This window comes from Nocardia sp. CA-120079 (genome assembly GCF_050955745.1).
GTDB lineage: Bacteria > Actinomycetota > Actinomycetes > Mycobacteriales > Mycobacteriaceae > Nocardia.
This window is the reverse complement of record NZ_CP192088.1, coordinates 2,001,062-2,023,246: the sequence shown is the minus strand read 5'-3', so window position 1 is coordinate 2,023,246 and position 22,185 is coordinate 2,001,062. Positions and strand designations below refer to the sequence as shown.

19 protein-coding genes and 1 pseudogene are annotated in these 22,185 nt (G+C 65.8%); 13 read left to right on the top strand and 7 right to left on the bottom strand.

Annotated features, from left to right (window positions below; all coding sequences use genetic code 11):
* Positions 1-17 precede the first annotated feature (17 nt).
* Positions 18-605, top strand: coding sequence for an NADPH-dependent FMN reductase (locus ACQPYR_RS09290; RefSeq protein ID WP_433629997.1), 588 nt, complete (start codon positions 18-20; stop codon positions 603-605).
* Positions 606-719: 114 nt separating this feature from the next.
* The gene (gene hisN, locus ACQPYR_RS09285) at positions 720-1,502 is read left to right on the top strand and encodes a histidinol-phosphatase (protein WP_433629995.1); all 783 of its coding nucleotides are present in this window, start codon (positions 720-722) and stop codon (positions 1,500-1,502) included.
* Between the two features lie 14 nt (positions 1,503-1,516).
* On the opposite strand, the gene ACQPYR_RS09280 is transcribed toward hisN, so the two are convergent.
* Together ACQPYR_RS09280 and ACQPYR_RS09275 are read right to left on the bottom strand one after the other, a co-directional pair.
* The gene (locus ACQPYR_RS09280) at positions 1,517-2,482 is read right to left on the bottom strand and encodes an SMP-30/gluconolactonase/LRE family protein (protein WP_433629992.1); all 966 of its coding nucleotides are present in this window, start codon (positions 2,480-2,482) and stop codon (positions 1,517-1,519) included.
* A 274-nt stretch (positions 2,483-2,756) separates the two neighbouring features.
* The gene (locus tag ACQPYR_RS09275) at positions 2,757-4,346 is read right to left on the bottom strand and encodes a glycosyltransferase family 39 protein (RefSeq protein WP_433629989.1); all 1,590 of its coding nucleotides are present in this window, start codon (positions 4,344-4,346) and stop codon (positions 2,757-2,759) included.
* Positions 4,347-4,475: 129 nt separating this feature from the next.
* On the opposite strand from ACQPYR_RS09275, the gene ACQPYR_RS09270 reads away from it, so the two are divergent.
* The 9 genes from ACQPYR_RS09270 (at position 4,476) to ACQPYR_RS09230 (ending at position 15,372) form a co-directional block, all read left to right on the top strand.
* Positions 4,476-5,870, top strand: a complete 1,395-nt coding sequence (locus ACQPYR_RS09270; RefSeq protein WP_387289804.1) for an acyl-CoA dehydrogenase family protein — start codon at positions 4,476-4,478, stop codon at positions 5,868-5,870.
* A gap of 33 nt (positions 5,871-5,903) precedes the next feature.
* Positions 5,904-7,124, top strand: a complete 1,221-nt coding sequence (locus ACQPYR_RS09265) for an acyl-CoA dehydrogenase family protein (protein WP_433629987.1) — start codon at positions 5,904-5,906, stop codon at positions 7,122-7,124.
* Between the two features lie 202 nt (positions 7,125-7,326).
* Complete coding sequence (locus ACQPYR_RS09260) at positions 7,327-7,953, top strand: hypothetical protein (protein ID WP_433629984.1); 627 nt, start codon at positions 7,327-7,329, stop codon at positions 7,951-7,953.
* A gap of 100 nt (positions 7,954-8,053) precedes the next feature.
* Positions 8,054-8,563, top strand: coding sequence for an ArsR/SmtB family transcription factor (locus tag ACQPYR_RS09255; protein WP_433629981.1), 510 nt, complete (start codon positions 8,054-8,056; stop codon positions 8,561-8,563).
* Positions 8,564-8,743: 180 nt separating this feature from the next.
* Positions 8,744-10,369 (top strand): acyl-CoA synthetase, encoded by a 1,626-nt coding sequence (locus tag ACQPYR_RS09250; protein ID WP_433629978.1) that lies wholly within the window; start codon positions 8,744-8,746, stop codon positions 10,367-10,369.
* A gap of 140 nt (positions 10,370-10,509) precedes the next feature.
* Positions 10,510-12,168, top strand: coding sequence for an acyl-CoA synthetase (locus ACQPYR_RS09245; protein ID WP_433629976.1), 1,659 nt, complete (start codon positions 10,510-10,512; stop codon positions 12,166-12,168).
* A 133-nt stretch (positions 12,169-12,301) separates the two neighbouring features.
* Positions 12,302-12,865, top strand: a complete 564-nt coding sequence (locus tag ACQPYR_RS09240) for a hypothetical protein (protein ID WP_433629973.1) — start codon at positions 12,302-12,304, stop codon at positions 12,863-12,865.
* A gap of 159 nt (positions 12,866-13,024) precedes the next feature.
* Positions 13,025-14,470, top strand: a complete 1,446-nt coding sequence (locus ACQPYR_RS09235; protein WP_433629971.1) for a PepSY-associated TM helix domain-containing protein — start codon at positions 13,025-13,027, stop codon at positions 14,468-14,470.
* 200 nt (positions 14,471-14,670) lie between these two features.
* Entirely contained in the window at positions 14,671-15,372 is a 702-nt protein-coding gene (locus ACQPYR_RS09230) for a hypothetical protein (protein WP_433629968.1), read from the top strand.
* Positions 15,373-15,483: 111 nt separating this feature from the next.
* Here ACQPYR_RS09230 and ACQPYR_RS09225 read toward each other — a convergent pair.
* Together ACQPYR_RS09225 and ACQPYR_RS09220 are read right to left on the bottom strand one after the other, a co-directional pair.
* A pseudogene (locus ACQPYR_RS09225) lies at positions 15,484-15,948 on the bottom strand (helix-turn-helix domain-containing protein); the annotation flags it as partial.
* Positions 15,929-17,266: a PLP-dependent aminotransferase family protein gene (locus ACQPYR_RS09220; RefSeq protein WP_433629965.1), complete on the bottom strand. Its 1,338-nt coding sequence runs from the start codon at positions 17,264-17,266 to the stop codon at positions 15,929-15,931. The gene ACQPYR_RS09220 and the pseudogene ACQPYR_RS09225, both read right to left, overlap by 20 nt.
* A gap of 85 nt (positions 17,267-17,351) precedes the next feature.
* Here ACQPYR_RS09220 and ACQPYR_RS09215 point away from each other — a divergent pair, with 85 nt between their 5' ends.
* Positions 17,352-17,987, top strand: a complete 636-nt coding sequence (locus ACQPYR_RS09215) for a DJ-1/PfpI family protein (protein ID WP_433629962.1) — start codon at positions 17,352-17,354, stop codon at positions 17,985-17,987.
* A gap of 521 nt (positions 17,988-18,508) precedes the next feature.
* Entirely contained in the window at positions 18,509-19,243 is a 735-nt protein-coding gene (locus ACQPYR_RS09210) for a DUF6319 family protein (protein WP_433629959.1), read from the top strand.
* Here ACQPYR_RS09210 and ACQPYR_RS09205 read toward each other — a convergent pair.
* From ACQPYR_RS09205 to ACQPYR_RS09195, 3 genes are read right to left on the bottom strand one after another with little or no spacing between them, the layout of a single operon-like run.
* On the bottom strand, positions 19,240-20,811 hold the full coding sequence (locus ACQPYR_RS09205; protein WP_433629956.1) for a diguanylate cyclase domain-containing protein: 1,572 nt from the start codon (positions 20,809-20,811) through the stop codon (positions 19,240-19,242). The genes ACQPYR_RS09210 and ACQPYR_RS09205 overlap by 4 nt on opposite strands.
* Positions 20,811-21,437 (bottom strand): hypothetical protein, encoded by a 627-nt coding sequence (locus tag ACQPYR_RS09200; RefSeq protein WP_433629953.1) that lies wholly within the window; start codon positions 21,435-21,437, stop codon positions 20,811-20,813. The genes ACQPYR_RS09205 and ACQPYR_RS09200 overlap by 1 nt, the downstream gene beginning before the upstream one ends.
* A complete protein-coding gene (locus ACQPYR_RS09195; protein WP_433629951.1) occupies positions 21,434-22,024 on the bottom strand; it encodes a pyruvoyl-dependent arginine decarboxylase in 591 nt (196 codons plus the stop codon). The genes ACQPYR_RS09200 and ACQPYR_RS09195 overlap by 4 nt, the downstream gene beginning before the upstream one ends.
* Between the last annotated feature and the right edge of the window lie 161 nt (positions 22,025-22,185).

Below are 22,185 nucleotides of genomic sequence, written 5' to 3'. Positions count from 1 at the left end.
GATCGAAGGAGAACACGATGTCCTTGAAGCTCGCGGTGATCATCGGCAGCGTCCGGGAGGGACGCTTCGCGCCGACCGTGGCCAACTGGTTCGTCGAGGAGGCCGCACGGCACGGACAATTCGAGATCGACCTGATCGATCTGGCCGAGTCCGATCTGCCATTGGCACTGCCCGCGGTTTCCCCGGCGATGGACCCCAACCCGGAACGCCCGGCCGGGATGACCGACCTCAGCAGGCGGCTCGGTGAAGCGGATGCATTCGTCATCCTCACTCCGGACTACAACCGCAGCTATCCCGCCGCGCTGAAGGCAGCCATCGACTGGCACTTCACCCAATGGGACAGCAAGGCAATCGGTTTCGTCGGCTACAGCGGCGCGAGCGGCGGCCTGCTAGCCATCGAGCACCTGCGCCAGGTCTTCAACGAACTCAATGCCCACACCGTCCGCAACTACGTCAGCTTCCCTCGCTATTACCTGCTCTTCGATGCCGAAGGCAAACTCGTCGACCCGACCGAACCCGCCGCAGCCGCACAGTCCATGCTCGACCAACTCCACTGGTGGGCAAGTGCCCTCACCGCCGCCCGCTCCGTCCCCGCCGCCGCATAGCGGGCACCTCGTGGCTGCCTCGCACAAGGTATACGTCCTATGCGAGGTGGGCACTGCTTATGCGACAGCGGGGATGTTTCTGGCGGGACAGCGGATGGGCGATAGGGTTCGGAGGTGGCTGACTACTCCTCCGATCTCGAACTCGCACTGCGATTGGCCGATGAGGCCGATGGGATTACCCGGGCGCGGTTCGGGGCGTTGGATCTGCGGGTCGACGCCAAGCCGGATCTGACACCGGTGTCGGATGCGGATCTGGCGGTGGAGAAGGCGATACGCCAGGTGCTCGGGCAGGAGCGGCCCGCGGATTCGGTGCTCGGTGAGGAGTTCGGCGGTGACGTCGAGTTCAGCGGGCGGCAGTGGGTGATCGATCCGATCGATGGCACCAAGAACTTCGTGCGCCGGGTGCCGATTTGGGCGACGCTGATCTCGCTGCTCGAGGACGGCGTTCCGGTGGTCGGCGTGGTGAGCGCGCCCGCATTGGCGCGACGGTGGTGGGCGGCGGCCGGTTCCGGTGCCTGGGCCTGCGTCGATTCCGATGCGCCGAAACCGATTTCGGTCTCCGCGGTCGGTGAGCTCGGTTCGGCCAGCCTGGCCTTCTCCAGTCTGTCGGGCTGGCGCGAACGCGGTCTGCGCGAGAAGTTCCTCGACCTCACCGACGCGGTATGGCGGGTCCGCGGCTACGGCGACTTCTTCACCTACTGCCTGCTCGCCGAGGGCGCGGTCGATATCGCCACCGAACCCGAAGTCTCCCTGTGGGACCTGGCCGCGCTCGACATCCTCGTCCGCGAAGCGGGCGGGCGCTTCACCTCCCTCGCCGGCACCCCCGGCCCGCACGGCGGCGACGCCATAGCCACCAATTCCCTACTCCACGACGCTGTCCTTACCCGGTTGAACTGAGCCTCGAGAACTTTCTATCGTCTCGAATCGGCCGGAGTCAGGTCGATGCCCGCGGGCGGACGTAGTCGACGCAAGGTTCCGTCCATGCTCGTGACGAACAGTGCCCACCCGTCACCGTCGCGAGCGATCCGCACGGAGGTCGCGCCGTCCGGCGGGTTGCGCATCGGACCGGGTTTGATCAGGCCGGTGATGATCGTGCAGCCCGCGCCGGTGGCCGGGTCGATCTGGTAGACCGCGCCCTGGATGTGGTCGGCGACGAAGAGTTGGCCCGCGCGGGTCGCTTCCATATCGTCGAGGAGCGCAACCAGATCGGGAGCACCGGCGACGACCGTCGCGTTATCGGGATCGTCGAGCGGGACGCGGAAGACGCGCAGGGTCATATTGTCGGTGTAGATCGACTTCCCGTCGGGGGCGAGCGCCAGTCCATTGGTCCAGGGCAGGTTGGACCAGGTCTGCGTGTACTCCCCCGTCGAGGGTCGATACCGCGAAATGCCGGTCGGCGGGCCATTGATGCCGATGGTGGCGAATACGAGGTCGCCGTCGGGCAATTCGAGCAGCCCGTTCGGACCGTTCAGCTCGGTGAGCAGAATCGTCACCGCACCGGTGTCGATGTCGTAGCGCTGCAGGGTGCCCGGCGCCTCCGCCAAACCGTCGCCGGTGACGAAGTACACGGACCGCCCGACGACGCGCACACCCGCCGGGTGATCCAGACCGGTGACCAGCTTTGCGAACCTGCCCGCGGCATCGATATGAGCCAGATACCCGTCGACGATTCCGGTGACGTAGAAACCGCCCGACCCATCGGTATCGAGATTCTCCAGATTGCCGACCCCGCCGACGATCGTCGAAACGTCCCACCCATCCGCGCACGACCCGGACGGCGGCTGCGCCCCGGCCGTCGTCGCGGACAAAATGCCCGCCGTAATCGCCGCGGTCAGCAGCGTTGCCTTCAGTCGCCGACTCTGCGGCCGTCTTGCCATGCGGCACAACCTAACAGCCGCGCTGGAACGTTGCCCGGGGCGGACAGCCCGCCCCGGGCGACTCGACTCACGGAATGAACAGCGTCGCGATCATATTGACGACTCCGGAGACGAGCTGATCGACAATGCGCAGAACCATGACATCTCCTCACTCGTACAGCGGAATTCAGCCTCGACGAAAAGCATGGCCGAGCACTGTGGACGGCACCTTTGTAGATGGGCGTCGATCGTTCTTCGTTGCGGTCGGGCGCATGGATGGCTGCAACCGCGACGCTCAGCTCAGATGTTTCGCCGCAGGCCATATTTCGGACAGGGGTGCTCGCGGTTTGCGGCAGATGAACAGCGGTTGACCCTGTTCGTCGTTATCGATACCGAGACCGTTGTCGACCTGACCAGCAGGCTCTACTTCGGCGAAGTACCCGGTCAGGCGATCACGATCAAGGCCGACGACGATCACCGCGGAGGCTGTGTCGCTGGGCGGGCCCCACCACCAGTAGGAGTTGTGGCCGCTGTGCGGAGTCGGCAATCCGTATTCGCCGCCGAAGCGTTCGATCGCACCCGCCTCGCCATAGTTGTCGGTAAGGATGGCGACGTCGGGTCCGAGCATGGCGCGCACCTCGGCGATTCGGCGCACGAATTGCGGCCAGCCGATGGTTTCGCCCGCGTCGTAGTTGATCGCGAGGACCGGCGAATCCTTCAGGACCGCGATAGGTAGAACCGGTAGGAACAGCAGCGCCGAGACGGTCGCATTCACCGCGATCACCGAACCCACTGCCGCCCGACGGGCTCGCCGATTCCCCAGCCGAGCGGCGACAGGTACCGCACCGGCGGCCGATAGGATCGGATACATCCCGCCCAGGTAGTACGCCTTCCCGCCGCTGACCAGGAAAACTACGAAGAGCACCGCATACGCGACCGGAAACGCGCGCCGACGCGGATCTCGCCACAGTCGCCAGAGCCCCAGTGCCCACAGCGGCACCAGCAACGGGCCCATCAGCCCGAACTGCGACAGCACGAACGTCAGCGATGAATCCGACGTTCCGGAGGACCCGCCCGCGATCGCCCGGCTCATGTCCCACTGGGGCCAGCCATTGCGCCACTGCCACAACAGATATGGCAGCCAGATCAGCACCGCCGACCCGACCGCGATCGGAAAGTACTTGGTGGCGAATATCTTCCGCGGGCCGACTAGAGCCAGCGCGAGCACCAGCGCCGCCACCGGAAAGATCAGCAGCACCTTGTTCTGCAACCCGACCCCGACAACCAGCCCCACCGCCAGCCACCACCGCGGCCCCCATCCACCGACACCCGCGCGCCCATCTGGCCCCACGCGCCCATCCACGCCCTCATCCGACGCCGCGGGACCGCGCCCGACCGAGCTCTCATCCACCTCGGGTCTTCGCCCGTTTCGGTCGACACCCCAGCCCTGCGCACCTCGCAGCAGCCCCAGCACCAGCAGACAAACCAATACCCACGCCGCCATATCGAACGACGCGGTACTCAGCAGATGACCGATCCCCAGCACCATTGCCGCACTCGCGACGGCAACCGACGCCAACACTTGCGCCCCGCGCCCACCGCCGAGTTCGCGCGCCATCAACCCTGCGGCGACGACAACGAATGTCGCCGCCGAGATCGACGGAAGCCGTAGTAGCAGTAACGAGTCGGCATCGATCGCGGACATCGCGCGAGCCAGTAGCGGGGTCATTGGCGGCTGATCCGGGTAGGACCAAGCCGGATGCCTGCCCGCCGCCAGAAAGTACAGCTCGTCCCGGTGATAGCCGTAGCGCGTGGCGAATGCGGTGAGCAATGCGGCGAACAGCACAGCGACGACGAAGAGTGGTCGTCCCGCGACTTTGGGCACTTGTCCAGCCTGACACAGTTCGGCGGCGTAGGCTGCACCTCGACGCACTTCTTACTCTGGAGTAAGATAGCCTTACTCAGGAGTAAGATAGCTGGGACCAGACCTCACCCCACCCATCCGAGAAAACAGGTGATGATGAGCACTCGAGACAGCGCAACGAAGCGAAGTCCAGACACGTCCGCGGTCGGCCTGAACCACCCCAAGCGGGACTGGATGGGCGCGGCAATGCGGGTGATGACGACCATTACCGGGTCGGAGCTCGCCGAGAAGTACAACCTGCGCAAGCCGATCGAGCGGGTCACCTACGAAGGCACCAAGACCGGTTTCCGCACCCTCGGCGCCGCCACTCGCGCATTCGGCAAGGTCGCCGGTGGTGGTGCGCCGAAACGCTTGGCGGACAACGAGTCCAAGAAAAAGGACTTCTTCGACCTGACCCCGAGCGACGAGCAGCAGATGATCGTCGAGACGGTGAAGGAATTCGCCGCCGAGATCCTGCGCCCGGCCGCCTACGAAGCCGATAACGCCGCCAAGGCCCCGCGCGACCTGCTCGAGCGCGCCGCCGAACTCGGCATCACCCTGATCAATGTGCCCGAGGAGCTGGAAGGCGCGGCCGCCGAGCGCGGCGCGGTCACCAACTCGCTGGTCGCCGAGGCACTCGCGCACGGTGATATGGGTCTGGCCCTGCCGATTCTCGCGCCGAGCGGTGTGGCGGTCGCCCTATCCCAGTGGGGTACCGACGCACAGCAGCAGACCTACCTGCCCGCCTTCACCGGCGAGAACGTGCCGCAGGCCTCGGTCGTGATCAACGAGCCGCGCGCGCTGTTCGACCCGTTCGCCCTGCAGACCAAGGCCACCCGTGCCCCCAGCGGCTACCGCCTCAACGGTGTGAAGAGCCTGGTCCCGGCCGCCGGTGATGCCGAACTATTCATCGTGGCCGCCGAACTCGACGGCCGCCCCGCCCTTTTCATCGTGCCGTCGGACAGCCAGGGTCTGGTCGTGGAGGCCGATCCGAGCATGGGTCTGCGTGCCGCCGGTCTCGGCCGCCTGCTGCTCAACGACGTCGCGGTCGGCACCGACGCCATCCTCGGCGACGGCGATGCCAAGACCCGCGCCGAGGAGTACGCCGACGCGGTGCGCCTGGCCCGCCTCGGCTGGGCTTCGCTGGCCATCGGTACCGGACAGGCCGTGCTCGACTACGTGATTCCCTATGTGAACGAGCGCGAGGCGTTCGGCGAGCCGATCTCGCACCGCCAGGCGGTCGCGTTCATGGTCGCGAATATGGCAATCGAACTGGACGGCCTGCGCCTGGTGACCCTGCGGGGCGCGTCACGTGCGGAGCAGGGGCTCTCCTACGCCCGCGAGGCGGCGCTGGCCCGCAAGCTCGCCACCGACAAGGGCATGCAGATCGGTCTGGACGGCGTGCAGTTGCTCGGCGGTCACGGCTTCACCAAGGAACACCCGGTCGAGCGCTGGTACCGCGATCTGCGGGCCATCGGCGTCGCCGAAGGTGTCGTGCTCGTCTGACCGGCTGGTTCCTTACTTCCAGGAGACATCACCATGATCAATCTCGAACTCCCCAAGAAGCTGCGGGCCAGCGCCAACCAGGCCCATCAGGTCGCCCAGGAAATCTTCCGGCCGATCTCACGCAAGTACGACCTCGGTGAACACGACTACCCGGTCGAGCTGGACACCATGGCCGCCATGGTCGAGGGCCTTGCCGACTCCGGCACCCAGAAGATCGGCGGTGCGGCCGGTGGCCGTTCCGACGGGGACTCCCACGCCACCGAGCTGCTCGGAAACACCAACGGCGGCAACATGTCCGCGCTGCTGAACGCGCTGGAGACCTCCTGGGGCGACGTTGGCCTGATGCTGTCGATTCCCTACCAGGGGCTGGGCAATGCGGCCATCGCGGCCGTCGCCACCGATGAACAGCTGAAGCGCTTCGGCAAGGTGTGGGCCTCGATGGCCATCACCGAACCGTCCTTCGGTTCCGATTCGGCCGCCGTCACCACCACCGCCGTACTCGACGGCGACGAGTGGGTGCTCAACGGCGAGAAGATCTTCGTGACCGCGGGTCAGCGCTCCACCCACATCGTGGTGTGGGCCTCGGTGGACCGCAGCCTCGGTCGCGCGGCTATCAAGTCGTTCGTCGTGCCGCGCGATGCTCCCGGTCTTTCGGTGGCCCGGCTCGAGCACAAGCTCGGCATCAAGGCCTCCGATACCGCCGTACTGCTGTTGCAGGACTGTCGGATTCCGAAGGACAACATTCTCGGCAGCCCGGAAGTCAACGTGGAGAAGGGTTTTGCCGGGGTCATGCAGACCTTCGACAACACCCGCCCCCTCGTGGCCGCGATGGCGGTCGGTGTCGCGCGCGCGGCGCTGGAGGAGTTGCGCGCGATTCTGAAGGATGCGGGCATCGAGCCGTCCTACGACATCCCGGCCAATAACCAGCCGGCGGCCGCCGCCGAATTCCTGCGGATGGAGGCCGATTACGAGGCCGCGTACCTGCTGTCGCTGCGCGCGGCGTGGATGGCGGACAACAAGAAGCCGAACTCCTTGGAAGCCTCGATGTCCAAGGCCAAGGCGGGCCGCACCGGCACCGACATCACCCTCAAGGCCGTCGAACTCGCGGGCACCATCGGCTACTCCCAGCGCACGCTGCTCGAAAAGTGGGGCCGTGACTCGAAAATCCTCGACATCTTCGAAGGCACCCAGCAGATCCAGCAGCTGATCGTGGCGCGCCGCATCCTCGGCAAGACCAGCGCCGAGCTGAAGTGACGCCGAACTAGCAAGTGCTACAAGGGAACCGGTGCGACTCGCGCCGGTTTTCTTGTTTCAGCCCGTCCCCGGGGACGACTGCGGTCGGCGCGATCCGCGGCACCCGTCGAAATGGGTGAAGTGACGCACGGTATCTTGCCTGCTGAGAATCAGCGGACGAATTCCATCGAGCAGTACCAAGAACCCCCACAGGAGACTGGTTATGCACAGGCTGGGTTTGATACGTCGCTTCACCGCCGCGGTCGCGGCCACCGCCGCATTCGTCGTCGTCTTCGCGGGTCATGCCACTGCCGCGCCGACGACATTCGACTGGAATGTGGCGACGCAGCAATTGCGCAAGGCCGCCAGCGGCCATCCCGCCGCCGAACAGGCCGTGGAACGCCTGCTGGCATCCGGACAGGTCGCCAACCAGGTGGCAGTGCCCGCACAGCCGTTCCAGATCCCGGCGCAGTCCGATATCGGACGCGGTGAGGGGCCGGGCGTCTACGGGTCGGGCATCGCGCTCGGCTACGACGGGTTGCGATTCGGATTCTTCGGCGGGCCGGGCACGATTGCACCGAATCAGGCCGGGGCCAGGCTCGAGGTCCTGTGGATCAATCTGTCCAACGGCCGCAGCGGCACCGAGGTGCTCTCCGAGCACAACGATTCCGCGGTCGACACGACCATCCGCACCCGCCCGGTCGACACCGGTGGCGGCGTCATCGTCGGCGCGGTCTACGGAACCCTGTTGCACCGCTGGCCCGTTCCGGTCAGCGACGCCAACCCGGACGGTTTCCAGTACAAACTCGCAACCATCTCGGTCCCGTCCTTCGGATCGATCTACAACTGACCATCCGGCACGCGAGCCCGGCACGGATTTTCGTGCCGGGCTTTTGCGTCACATCAGCTACCCATTGCCAGCAATTACGTAACTCCGTATGTTTGCGCTCGTGAGCGTGGAGGACCGACTAGCGAAGCTCGAACGCCGACTCGCGGCCAAGGACCTCATGAAGGATGGCAGCGGGCAAGCGAGTGGATCCGCCGCGCAGGGAGGATGGGCGCTGCGGCGGCTGCATGAGGAGTTCGCGAACGCGGACCTGCGCAATGGCGGGGTGATGTTCGCTGGTTCGGGCGCACTGCCCAGCACGGAACAGTTCGACTGGCAGGTCCAGTTCAGCACCGATGACATCGTCGGCTACGACTGGGACGATGCCGCCGAATGCCTCGCCGCCCTCGGCAGTCCGGTCCGCCTGCGCATTCTTCGGGAGATCCTTCGGGGCAGCAGAACCGCCGCCGAACTCACCGAACTCGGCGAGGTGGGCACCTCCGGCGAGATCTACCACCACCTCCGTCAACTGGCAGCGACCGGCTGGCTGCACACCGTGGGCCACGGCCACTTCGAAGTCCCACCGAATCGGGTCGTCCCGCTACTCGTCGCGCTGGCTACCGCGCGCAGATGATCGCGACCAGGTGGAACTGGTGGCGGTAGCCTGTCACGTTTCGCCGCCTCGGTTTCTTTCCGGCCCACCCGACTTCTGATGTGATGTGGGTCATAGCGCTGATACGGTTGATGAGACAGGACGGTGGTTCAGATCGCTTGGGCGAGTGCCGACGCGAGTTGCTGGTAGAGGTGGTCGACGATGAAGTTGGCGCATGCGCTGGAGATTGTGAAGGCATTCGGGGTGCTGCGGGCGCGCGGGGTCAGCGATCCCAAGATGCCGCTGGAAACCTTGCGGACGGTGAAGGAATCGCGGGTCTACGGGCCGCAGGCGACCTTGATCCGGCATTCGGCCCGCGTCGTGCCCAATGCCCCGGGGCTGGTCGACGAGCGCGGCGAACTGACCTACCGGCAACTGGACGAGCAGTCGACGGCGATCGCGCGCGGGCTGCGACAGGCGAATCTGACCGAGGGGTCCGTGGTCGGTGTGCTTGCCCGCGACCATCGCGGTCTCATCCTGGCCATGGCCGCGGCGGGCAAGCTCGGTGTGCGGGTCGCGCTGATGAATACCGGCTTCGCCAAACCGCAGTTCGCCGAGGTGTGTGAGCGCGAGAAGGTCAAGGCCGTCCTACACGACAGCGAGTTCCTCGGCCTGCTCGACGCGCTGCCGCCGAATCTGCCGCGCTATCTCACCTGGGTGGACGAGGGCACCGAATTGCCCGAGGGCGCACAGACTCTCGACGATCTCATCGCCGCCAACTCGACCGCGGACCTGCCCGCACCGTCCAAGCCGGGCGGGTTCGTCATCCTCACCAGCGGCACCACCGGCCTACCGAAGGGCGCACCGCGCAGCAAGGTGACCCCGCTGGCCACCGCGCAGATGGTGGACCGAATTCCGTTCCCGGTCAGGGGAACTCAGGTCATCGTGTCGCCGATCTTCCACAGCACCGGACTCGGCACCTACCTGGTGGCCTCCGCCATGAGCAATAAAGTGGTGGTGCGCCGCCGCTTCGACGCCGAGGCCACACTGAAGATGGTGGCCGACCACAAGGCCGAAATGCTGGTCGCGGTGCCGACCATGCTGCACCGGATGACCGAACTGGCTCCGGAGATCCGCGCCGAGTACGACACCACCTCGCTGAAATGCATTCTGCTCGCGGGTTCGGCGCTCTCGCCGGAGTTGTGCGTCAAGGCCACGCGGATCTTCGGTCCGGTCCTGTACAACCTGTACGGCTCGACCGAATGCGCCGTCGCCACCGTCGCGAACCCGGACGATCTGGCCACCGCACCGGGCACCGTCGGCCGCGCGCCGATCACCTGTGAGGTCCGGCTCTACGACGACAACGACAAGCAGGTCAACGCCATCAACACCACCGCCCGCATCTTCATCCGCAGCGGTGCGCCGTTCGAGGGCTACACCGACGGCAGGCATAAGCAGATCATCGACGGCTATATGTCCAGCGGCGATGTCGGCCACTTCGACGAGCACGGCCTGCTGATGGTGGATGGCCGCGATGACGACATGATCGTCTCCGGTGGCGAGAACGTCTTCCCACAGGAAGTCGAGAACCTGCTGCTGGAGCGGCCGGATGTGTTCGACGCGGCCGTCGTCGGCGTCGACGACGTGGAATTCGGCAAGCGCCTGCGCGCCTTCGTGGTCCCCGAGGCCGGTCACTCCCCCGACGGCGAGGAGATCAAGGCCTACATCAAGGAGAATCTGGCCCGCTACAAGGTGCCGCGAGAGGTGGTCTTCCTCGATGATCTGCCTCGCAACCCCACCGGCAAACTGCTGCGACGGGTGCTCGTGGAGTACGAAGTCAACGCTTAGACCTGGGCCGTAGGGACAACTGAGATACGTGACACAGCGAGTCACAGATGCTTGCTATTGTTAGCGGCAGCACTGGATCTCGAAGTTGCGGTCCACACCACCCCCGGTCCCGGTGGGTGGACCGCGGAAGGCGTTGACGAATGTCTCTATCCCTGCCTGCGCTCAATGACTCCGTCCGGAAGGCGGGCGATTTCGCCCAGGGCGTGAATGTCATGGTCAAGCGGCGCTTGTTCAATCCGCTCCGACCCGATCACGCGGCACGGTCCGCGTTCAATGTGCTCAAATTCGGCCCGTTCGCCGGTGTCGTCATGCACGCGGCGCAGACCAGACCGGATGCGGCCGCCATCGTCGACGAGCGTGGCGAGGTGAGCTTCGGCGAGCTCAACGAGCAGTCCAGCGCCCTGGCTCGCGGGCTGGAAGCGCAGGGAATCAAGCCTGGTGACGTCGTCGCGCTGCTGGCGCGCGACCATCGCGGCATGGTGCTGAGCCTGCTCGCGACCGGCAAACTCGGTGTGCGCACGGTGCTGATGAATACCGGCTTCGCGAAGCCGCAGTTCGCCGATGTGGCCGCGCGCGAGAACGTCAAGGCCGTACTGCACGACAGCGAATTCCTCGACCTGATGAGCGCCATCCCGGCTGAGATCCCCCGGGTGCTCACCTGGGTGGACGAAAAGGACGATGTCGACCCGTCGGTCTCGACCATCGAATCGCTGATCAAGGCCCGCTCCACCGCGCCGCTGCCCGCGCCCACCAAGCCCGGCGGCATAGTCATCCTGACCAGCGGCACCACCGGCACGCCGAAGGGCGCGCCGCGCGACCGGGTCAGCCCGTTCGCCTCGGCCCAGTTCGTCCACCGGGTGCCGCTGCCCAATAACGGGACCATGATCATGGCCGCGCCGATCTTCCACGGCACCGGACTTTCCCAGTTCACCCTGGGTCTTGCCCTCGGCAACCGGGTGATCTTCCAGCAGCGCCGGTTCGATCCGGAGAAGACGCTCGCGAATATCCAGCAGTACCAAGCGGATTCGCTGGTCGTAGTGCCGACCATGCTGCAGCGCATCCTCGATCTCGGCGACGAGGTGCTGGCCAAGTACGACCCGCGCACCATCAAGGTGATCTTCGCGGCCGGTTCGGCCATCGCACCCGATGTGGTCACCCGCACCCTCGACTACTTCGGCGACAGCCTCTACAACCTGTACGGCTCCACCGAATGCGCGGTCATGACCGTCGCGACCCCGGAGGATCTGCGCAAGGCCCCGACCACCGCGGGTAAGGCGCCGGTCGGCATCCGGATCGTGCTGCTGGACGAGAACCGCAAGCCGATCACCGAGCCGAATGTCACCGGGACCATCTTCGTGGACAACGGTTTCGCCTTCACCGGCTATACCGACGGCCGCACCAAGGAGATCGTCGACGGCATGATGTCCAGCGGTGACGTCGGGCATTTCGATGCCGACGGCCTGCTCTACATCGACGGCCGCGACGACGACATGATCGTCTCCGGCGGTGAGAACGTCTTCCCGCTCGAGGTGGAGAATCTGATCGCGGGCCGCGACGATATCTTCGAGGCCGCGGTGGTCGGCGTGGACGATCGCGAATTCGGAAAGCGGTTGCGTGCCTTCGTCGTTCCCGGCCCGGAGTCCAAGCGCGACGCACAGGAGATCAAGGATTATGTCAAGGCGAACCTGGCACGGTACAAGGTGCCGCGCGAAGTGGTCTTCCTCGATGAGCTGCCGCGCAATGCGACCGGTAAGTTGCTGCGCAAGCCGTTGATCGAGATGGAAATCGACGCGGACTGATTCGAGGCCGAGCCGCACACCTGCGAATTCGCCAGGTGTGCGGCTTTTGCTTTTCTTCCAGCTGGAAACTCGGTACATCCCGGCCGCCACTCGGGTGGGAATCGGTGGGTAATTCGTCGGTTATCATCAGCGCGTGAGTATCGAGTTCGGCCCGGCCGCTGCGGGGCATCGCAGCGCCGTCGCGCGGGTGCGCGGCGCATGTGCCGGTTCGATCTCCGGTGCCATATCCGTTGCGGCACACGGGTGGGCCTCCGATGGGATGCCGCCGAGCAGTACCACGCTCGCGCTCCTCGTTGCCGCTTCCGCAGTGGTCGGTGCACTGGTCGCCGGCCTCGCACCGCTGCGCGATACCTCGATCGGGCTGATCTCGGTGCTCGTCGCGGGTCAGCTGCTCGGGCACGTCACCATGGGTTGGGGTACGGGGCATATGCATCACGGCGATGCCCAGCTCACGCCAGGTATGGTCGCCGCGCACCTCGTCGCGGCCATGCTTGCGGCGGTGGTGATCCGAGGTGCGGAGACCGCGTATCGGATCGGTTGTGCGGTGCTGTCGCGGGTGCTGCCGATGCGGTATCACCCGCCCGCGATTGCCGGTCCGGTGCCGCTGCGCCTGACCCATCGCGATCGTGTGATTCTGCGCATATTCGCGGCGGAATCACTGCGCACACGCGGTCCGCCGCCGGCGTTCGGTAGCTGATTTCCCTTACCCGGTGCATGGGCTCGGCTCGTGCGTCGTCGTTTTCGCGCAACATCTTTCGCTGGTGAGATTTCGCAGCGTCATGCGGATTTCTCGCGAATCACGTTGTCGCGCGCTCGACCATTCCCGGGTTCTTCCGAACTCCAGAAACGAATAACCATGAGCATTACGGACACCAGTCCGCCGGATGCCGAATCGTCGGCTCCGGCAAAGGAAATACGGTCGCGCAACGGCCTCTATCCACTCGCGATGCGGTTGCATTTCTATGCGGGCATCTTCGTCGCACCGTTCATCCTGATCGCCGCGGTCACCGGAGCGCTCTACGCCATCTCTCCGACCCTGGAATCGATTACCTCGCACGACCTGTTGCGAGTCGAGGCGAACGGCGAGATGCGGCCGCTGTCCGAACAGGTCACCGCGGCCGTCGCCACCCAGCCGAAGCTGAAGCTGATCGCGGTGGCACCGGCACCCGAGGCCGACGACACCACCCGCGTGCTGTTCGACGACCCGTCCCTCGGCGAGTCCGAACGGCGTGCGGTCTTCGTGAATCCGTATACCGCGCAGCCGGTCGGCAGCGACGTGGTGTACGGCAGTTCGGGTGCGCTTCCGATGCGCACCTGGATCGATAGGCTGCATCGGGATCTGCACTTGGGCGAGCCTGGACGCGTCTACAGCGAACTCGCCGCCTCTTGGCTGTGGGTCGTGGCGCTGGCCGGTCTGGTGCTGTGGATCCGCCGGGTGCGCGGACGCCGCAACCGCAACTCCGCCGCCTGGCTGCTGGCACCGGACGGTTCCCAAAAGGGTCGCGGGCGTTCCATGAATTGGCATGGGGCCGTCGGTATTTGGATCATGCCGGTGATCCTGCTGCTGTCGGCGACCGGGATGACCTGGTCGACCTATGCCGGTGAGAACATCACCGAACTGCGCGAGCAGCTCAGCTGGACCACACCTGCCGTGAGTACCGCACTGCCGGGTGCGGCCACGCAGGAACACGCCGGCGGCGAGCACCACGGCGGCGGCCATTCGCCCGCGCCGGTCGATGTCCCGACCCGGATCGCGCAGCTCGACGGGGTTTATGCGGCGGCCCGCGCCAATGGCGTCACCCAGGGTTGCGAGATCGCCATTCCGGCCAAACCCGGTGCCGCATTCGCGGTGAAGGAACGGCGCATGCCCGGCACCTACACCGTCGATGCGGTCGCCGTGGACGGCGCGACCGGCACGGTCACCGACAAGCTCGCCTACGCCGACTGGCCGATCATGGCCAAGCTCACCAACTGGGGCATCCAGTTCCACATGGGCCTGATGTTCGGGCTGCTCAACCAGTTGCTGCTGCTCGCGGTGATGATCGGGCTGATCGTCGTGCTCGTGCTCGGCTACCTGATGTGGTGGAAGCGGCGGCCGACCCGCGGCGCTTCGCGGTTCGCCATCGGACGCGCACCACGTCGCGGCGCATTGCGCCAGACCTCGCCGTGGCTCGCGGTGCCCATCGTGGCGGCCGCGCTGGTTGTCGGCTGGTTCGTGCCGCTGGTCGGGCTGAGCCTGCTCGCCTTCCTCGGCGTCGACATCATCGTCGGCCTAGTGGTGGGTAAGCGCGCCACGGCCTAGTGCCGCGGGATGTTCCCGCACACCGATTCACGTGCCGCGCACGTCATCACGCCGCCATGTCATGCGCGGCGGGCGAAAGCGCGCGACGCACCGACTGCCGGGGCGTGAGGGGCTCCGGCAGTTACCAATTCGACCTACCGAACGTCAGAGGTACGGCCGTTGTATCGCCATGCCTCGAACAGACAGGATTCACCAATTTCATGAAGATCAATAAGTTCGCCCTGGCCGCCGCGTTCATGACGACCGCGATGGGGATTTCCGCCGGTGCGAGCTCCGCCGAACCGATCGAGTCCGCCGACTCGATCAACTTCACCGCCCAGACCACCGACACCCAGTCGATCATCACCACCGACTCCGGTTCGCTGAGCGTCGAGGACGGCGCGCTGAAGATCAAGGCCGCCAACGGAACAACCGTCGCGGGCACGCCGCTCACCTTCCGGGTCGACGAATTCGAATTCCCGATCGCGGCCGAAATCGCCGATAACACAGCGACTCTCACGCCGCAGCTCGACATCGCGCGCGCGACCTATAAGCCGGTCGCACTGCCCTACGAGGACAAGGCACCCTGGAAGACCGAATACGATCGCGAACAGGCCGCCTGGTCCCGCATGACCAGCACCATCGGCATGGGCGCCACGCTCGGCACCCTGGTCGGCGGTATCGGCGGCGGCGCCGTCGGCTGCATACTCGGTGGTATCGCCGGGGCAACCGTCGCCTCGGCCACCATCGTCGGCCTATTCGGTCCGTTCATTCCCGCCGCCGCCATCGGCTGCCTGGGCGGCATCGTCGCGGTCGGTGCACTCGGTGTGCTCGCCGGCCAGATCCTGGTGACCGCACCGGTCGCGATCGGTGCCTCGATCCAGTACCTCACCACGGTGAATTCCCCATTCCAGGGGAAGTGACCAACGCTCGACCGATCAGCGCGGACCGTCGGCACCATTGCGGACGGGTAATGCCTGTAGTGCCGCACCGAGATCGAGTACGGCCTGCGGATCGACCAAGGAACGACCGGTCAACTCCTCGATCCTGCGGAGCCGGTAGCGGACCGTATTGGCGTGCACGTGCAGGCGGCGGCCGGTTTCGGCGGCCGAACCGCCTGCGGCGAACCAATACTCGCGGGTTTCCAGCAGCCGGGTCCGCTCCTCGCGCGGCAGCGCGAGGAGCGGACCCAACCGCACAGTTCCGACCACAGGAATTCGAAGCCGATGCGGAAGGCGTGCAATGTCTCCGCCAGCGGCACCACGCCCTGCTGTGCAGGGATACGCCCCGTCTCGCGGGGAGGACCGGTATCGATCGGCGCATCGGAGGTGATGTGCCGCACCATCAATCGCATATTCCGAGTGGCCGATAAGCTCGATCGTCTCGAACAGGGAACTCGATCGCGAAGAAGTCGAAGACGATCTGATCGCCTGGATAGAGCGCGTTACGAGCTGGAACGGCGAGGTTGTCTTTGCCGACTCAGCGATAGGTGTATGCATCGACGATTCGTTTTACCTTGTCCAGCGCTGCGCGCAGGGTGTCCAGATTTGTCGAGCCGAGAGCCAGCCGGAGCGCGTGTGGCACGTGCGCGGAGGTGGCGAACGGCTCCGCCGTGGACACCGATACGTGTTCGCGCATGAGTGCGGCCGCTATCTGGTCGGCCCGTACGTCCTCGGGCAGGGGAAGCCAGAGGAAGTACGACGACGGATGGCTGACCAGCGGTAGCCCCGCCAGAACAGCGTGGGCGATCGACTGCCTGATCCTCGCATCATCGCGCTTTTGTGTCTCCAGCCGGGTGACTGTGCCCTGATCGAGCCACCGGCACGCGATCGCGGTCATCACCGCGGGGGCGTTCCATACGGTGGCGCGGATCGCGCGCTCGATGGCGGGCACCAATGTGGTTGGGGCAGCTACGAATCCGAAGCGCAGGCCGGTCGCGACGCTCTTGGAGAGTCCCGAAACGTAGACGGTCCTTTCCGGTGCGAGCGCCGCGAATGGGGGCGGTGGCCGCTCGGCCAGGAAGGCGTACGCGGCATCCTCGATGATCAGCAAGCCGTAGCGGCGCGCGATCTCGACCAACTGCTCGCGGTGGTCCATCGTGGTAACCCATCCCAACGGGTTGTGCAGCGTCGGCATCGTGTAGACGGCACGGACCCGTCGCGTCGCACAGAGCTTTTCAAGGAAGTCGAGATCGGGCGCTTGCCCTGCCGCTGGCAGCGGGGCCAGTTCCAACCGGAGCGCGGTGGCCAGCACTTTGAAGCCCGGATAAGTCAGGGCATCGGCCGCTACGACGTCTCCGGGTTGCAGCGTCGCCATGGCGGCAACGGCCAGTCCGTGCTGCGCGCCATTGACGATCAGTGCCTGGTCACCGCCGACCGGCAACCCATTCCGCCGCAGATGGCGGGCTACTGTGGCCCGATCATCCTGGCGCCCGCCATGGGGCTGATAGTGCAACAGGGCCTCCAGGCCACCCGAGGACGCGAGCTGGCGCAGTGCCTGCCGCAGCATGTCGGCCTGACCGGGTAGTGCGGGGTAGTTGAAGTTGAGATCCACCACGTCCGCGGCGGCTATCTGCTGGTCGATGCCCTGGCTGGGCGACAGCGCTATCTCGCGAACAAAGGTCCCCCGGCCGGGTTCCCCACTCACCAAGCCCATGGCTTGGAGCTCGGCGTAGACCCGCGACGCGGTCACCAATGCCAGCCCTTCCCTGGCCGCGAGTTGGCGATGGGTCGGCAAACGCGTCCCGGATGCCAACCGCCCCGCTCGGATGTCGGACGCCAACGCGTCAACGACGCCTTTGTATCTGGAGACCGCCACGCTCCGATTGTATGCACGACAATTTCTTGATTGTATTGGATCAGGGTCATACGGTGCCTGGTAGCGACCGGGAAAGGCAACCGTCATGCATATCGCCATCCTCACCTTCGAGGGCTACAACGAACTCGACTCCCTCATCGCGCTCGGAGTTCTCAATCGAATCAAGAAGCCCGACTGGCGGGTATCGATCGCCAGTCCTACGCAACGAATCCGATCGATGAACGGTGTGGTTATCGAGTCGATGGCCACCCTGGAGGAAGCCGGCACCGCCGACGCGGTCATCGTCGGCAGCGGGGCGCAGACCCGTGAAGTCGTCGCCGACCAGGAACTGATGGCGCGGTTGCGACTCGACCCTTCTCGGCAACTGCTGGCCGGACAGTGTTCCGGGACGTTGGTGTTGGCCGAGCTCGGACTGCTCGACGGCGTTCCCGCGTGCACCGATCTGACGACCAAACCGTGGGTCCAGGCAGCCGGAGTCGACGTGCTCGAACAACCCTTCTTCGCCAAGGGCAACGTCGCCACCGCAGGTGGTTGCCTCGCATCGCACTACCTCGCGGCCTGGCTGATCGCCCGCCTGGAAAGTGTCGAAGCGGCCGAAAGCGCCCTGCACTACGTCGCTCCGGTCGGCGAGAAGCAAGACTACGTGGCACGCGCGATGCGCAACATCAGCCCATACCTGCACGAGGAACTGGCCACTGCGTCGGCTGGGCGCAACAGCTGACCGGTCTCGTATGACCGGCACCATTGGCCGGCAGCCAGATCGTTGGCCCGATCATCCCAGGTCCGACCGGGATTTCGGGGGATTCATGTCTGCTGTGGGCGGGCGGCCAACGGATACGCGGACGACATAGTGATGAGCATGAGACCTCCTGGAGGACCAATGCCTGATCTGACGTCGAATGGTTCAACGCGCCTCGCCGCCGAGAATGTATTGGCGGAGAGGCGCTTTCGGCCGCGCTCGCCGACTTTGCCGGGCACGAAGACTGTCCGCGCGCGGAATGGCCGACGCAGATCGTCACGCTCGTGCGGATCGTCGAGCACGAGTGCCGGTGACCATCCGAATACGCGCGGCAGCACTGTTGCTGCGCGTTCGCTGGAATACGGAATCTTGGCTGATCCTGGGCGGATTCGGTGGTGGCCTGTGAATCTGTCGGTGGCGTACGGCATCATCTGTGCACGCAGCCATCCACGAATACCGCTCGGAGTGCCACCATGCCGTCCCCACGAACGAAACCACAGCCGTTGTCGGACACTGAGATTCAGCAGATCGCCACGGACATCGCCGGCGGCCGCCCGCCGATGGTGTGGTTCACCGCGGCCGCGGTGGGCGTGCCGGAGGGACGGTCCGGCAAGGTAGTCGAGATCGGTGATCGATCCGAAAGTGACTTCCTGCGGGTCAAGCCGACCGGATCGAAGGATGTACTGTCCTTTTCTCCGACCGAAGTCACGTTGACCAAGCCGCCACGGGATAAGGCGGCAACCACAAGCTCTGCCCAGCCGAAGTCGACAACCAGGAAGGAATCCACTGTGACCCAGCCGTCGACCTTGACGAGCACCGCGACCCCGGCCCCCCGGCCGGCCCCGAGCCCCACCCCGCCCGCCCCGGCCCCGAAACCCGCTGCCGCTGCGGCGGAACCGGCCAAACCCGCGACACCCGCAGGCGCGGCGAAGCCCGCGGCGAAGGCCACGACCGCCGCGCGGAGCAAGGCGAAGGCGCCGGAGGTCACGGTGACGCTTACCGGTACCGCGGATGGCGAATGGTCGGTCGATGTGGTCAGCGGCAAGAAGAAGTCCGTGCGCGGCCTGCCGGTGACCAGCTCCGCGGTGGCGCAGGCGGCCAAGGTGCTGCATCCGGAGGTGGCCGAGGTGGTTGCCGGAATCCTGGAGGCGGCGCGGGTGGTCCAGGAGTCCAAAGTGCAGCAGTTACAGGCCGAGTTGGAGGAAGCGCGGCGACTGCTCGACGAGCTCTCGGACTAGACCGCGGTGCTGGCGGATTTACCGTTGGCGTTATGGGAGCGGCCGCTCGGGCGCCAGATCCGGCGTCCCGAGTCGGCGGTATTGTGTCGCGGTTCCGCACCGTGGCGCAGATCGTCGTGGAAGGCATAGCCGAGCGAGTACTCCTTCGCGTGGTACATCGCCGAATCCGCGTCCCGGATGAGGTCGTAGATGGTGTCGTCGGAGCTGCGTGGGCTGCCGCAGGCCAGGCCGACACTCGCAGTGATCGGAATTTCGCCCGCGCTCAGCTCGAACGGCCGAACGAAGGCGCCGAGTAGTCGCTCCGCGAGCATGGCGGCCTCCTGTCGATCCAGCGGTGCGAGCACCACGAATTCGTCGCCGCCGTAACGGGCCACCACATCGTCGCGCCGGATGATGTGCCGGATCCGGGATGCCGCATTGGCGATCAGCTCGTCGCCGACCGCGTGGCCGTAGCTGTCATTGACCATCTTGAAGCCGTCGAGATCGATGAACAGCAGACACAGCGGCTGCTCGATCCAGTGCTCCTGATTGCGATTCAGCGCGCGCAGCAGCGCGGACCGGTTCAGCAAGCCGGTGAGCATGTCGTGGTCAGCCTGGTACTGCGCACGCCGTTCACTGCGCGCACTGCGGACGATCGCGCGCTCGCTGCGCACCAGGACGCCGATGAGCAGCAGCGCGCACAGTGACGAGACCACCACCCGATCGAGGGTGTCCAGACTGGAGCCGACCACCGGAATCAGCGAGGCCACGATCAACGCGACGGCGATGAAGCTGGCCCGCTGCCGCGAGTGGTGCGGGTGGATGTGCCGTGGCGCACCGAGACTCGCCATGGTCGGATGCAGCGCGGCGACACCGACGATCGGATAGGCCACCAGCAGCGGCACCAGCAGCAACTCGTGCGCGACGGGTGCGCGACCGACGGCGTCGAGGCTGTACCCGAAATCGCCGATCAGCACCGCGATCAACCCGACGTGCAGCAGACGCAGCGAGGTCTCCGAACGGGTCGCGGTCGCCATCGAATGCGCGACCAGGGTCAGCAGCAGAGCGTCGAGCACCGGATAGGTCGCGGCCACCACAGTGTTCGCGGTGGTCTCGTGCGACTGCAGGATCGGTGAGATCAGAAACGTCCACGAGGCCAGCAGTGCGCCGAGTCCGATGAGCGCCGAGTCGAGCAGCAGATCGTAGTTGGGCCTGGCCTGGCGCGGGCGCAACCACAGCGCCGCGGCCACCCCGGTGCCGAAATAGCCTGCGAGAGTGCACAGGTCGTCGACCGGGTGCAGCGCGTGGCCGTCCGCCTCGCGGATGGCCGTACCCACCGCGAACAGCACGGCCGAGGCCGAGAGCAGATACCAGGGCACCGGCCGCTCGGGACGATATCGCCGCAGGCCGATAAAGATCATGGTGAGCGCGCCGAGCACCACGGCAGCCATGGTGAGTAGCGACAACGGCCGGACATCGATACAGAGCAGCACCGCGAGTCCGATTGCTGTCAGCGCGAGAAGTACTGTGCACCACCGCATTTCGAGGCGGTGCCGAACGATGGTCGGCTGCTCTTCGCGGACGGTCATCAGCCCCCCTTGGTCGCTCCATCCCCAGTGAACCGCGCCGCGTAGTAGGTCTGTGAATCCTCCACCGCGACTTCGACGTTCGCCTCTTGCTCATCGAGCACCGCTCGAATGCTGTCGGCGAAGGAAAACCGAGTGTTGTTATACGAGCAGATGTCCCAACCGACCGCTGCGCGCTCGGCCACCAATACCTGGACAACTGATTTGATCATGGCATGAAACGCCGCCCCTTGTCGGGCACTTGGCGCAACAAGGGTGAAACCCGCGTAATAGATCGCATCGCGCGCCGCATGCTCGGGATATCGGGCGGCGAAATACTCCGGACTGATCCACGGGACAGTCTCGAGATGTTTGGTCAAAGTCGTCATGCCGATGGGTTCGCCGGTCGCGGTGCGCGCGACGTGTTTGGCGACCCGCGGGTCGATCATCTCCTCGCGGAATTCCGATCGGTGCAGGACCTGCCTGGCAATGGCCTTGGTGCGCAGGGGTCCGAAGGCCTCCTCGTACAGCAGGTGGAACATGTCGATCCGGTCGTCCGGAATGGACGATTCGATAGTGACTCTCAGCTCCGGCAGCCCGCCCGTCGCCCGACCACCACTGCCCATGGATGCGCTGCGCGATGCTGTCATTGTCGACCCCACGGTGTCGTGTGGTACGCCGCGAGCACCAGCGCGCAGGTCGGCGTGCCATCGGAGCGGGCCTCGGTGGTGCAGAGTTGAATCGGGCCGAAGCGCTGCGGCCGGTTGCGGGTCATATCCGTCAAACTCGCGCGAATCAGCGTCGCGACCTGCGCGGCCGTCTCCGCTTCGTGCTCGACGAAAAGTCCTGCGCCGGAACCGTCGTCGCGCAGCACCCAGCCGATGCCAGCGCCCGCGCGTTCGCCCGCCGCATTCGCGTGCTGCGCGGCGTAGACACAGTAGAGCCGATCACCCCAGGGAATCTGCTTGCGGACGCGACCGTTTCGGACCAGAGCGGCGCGCGGTGGAATGACCGATGACAGGCGGATCAAGTTGGCATCACCTACTCCCAGGTCACGCAGTGCCGCATCGAAGGCCGACATAGCCGTCGGGCCGACCCCTGTCGCCGCGCCGATCTCGATCGTCAGTGGAGCTCCGGAGTCACGCTGATCGCCGCGGTCCGGCCTGCCCATGGGCGGGAGTAGTCGATCGATCCACTGCAGCCCGAGTAGGCCGCCGCGTGGGGTTGTCTGAATCATAATGCCCTCCCGTAACCATCGGCCGGATTATTTAGGCCGGTATTGCGTCAAAACCGACTGTGCGTCAAGACGATCGATCACGCATCCGAGCGGGGTGAAAGACGTGCTCCGGAGGCGTGTCTCGTAGGGTGTGGTGCCCAGGGTTGCTGGGATGACATGCG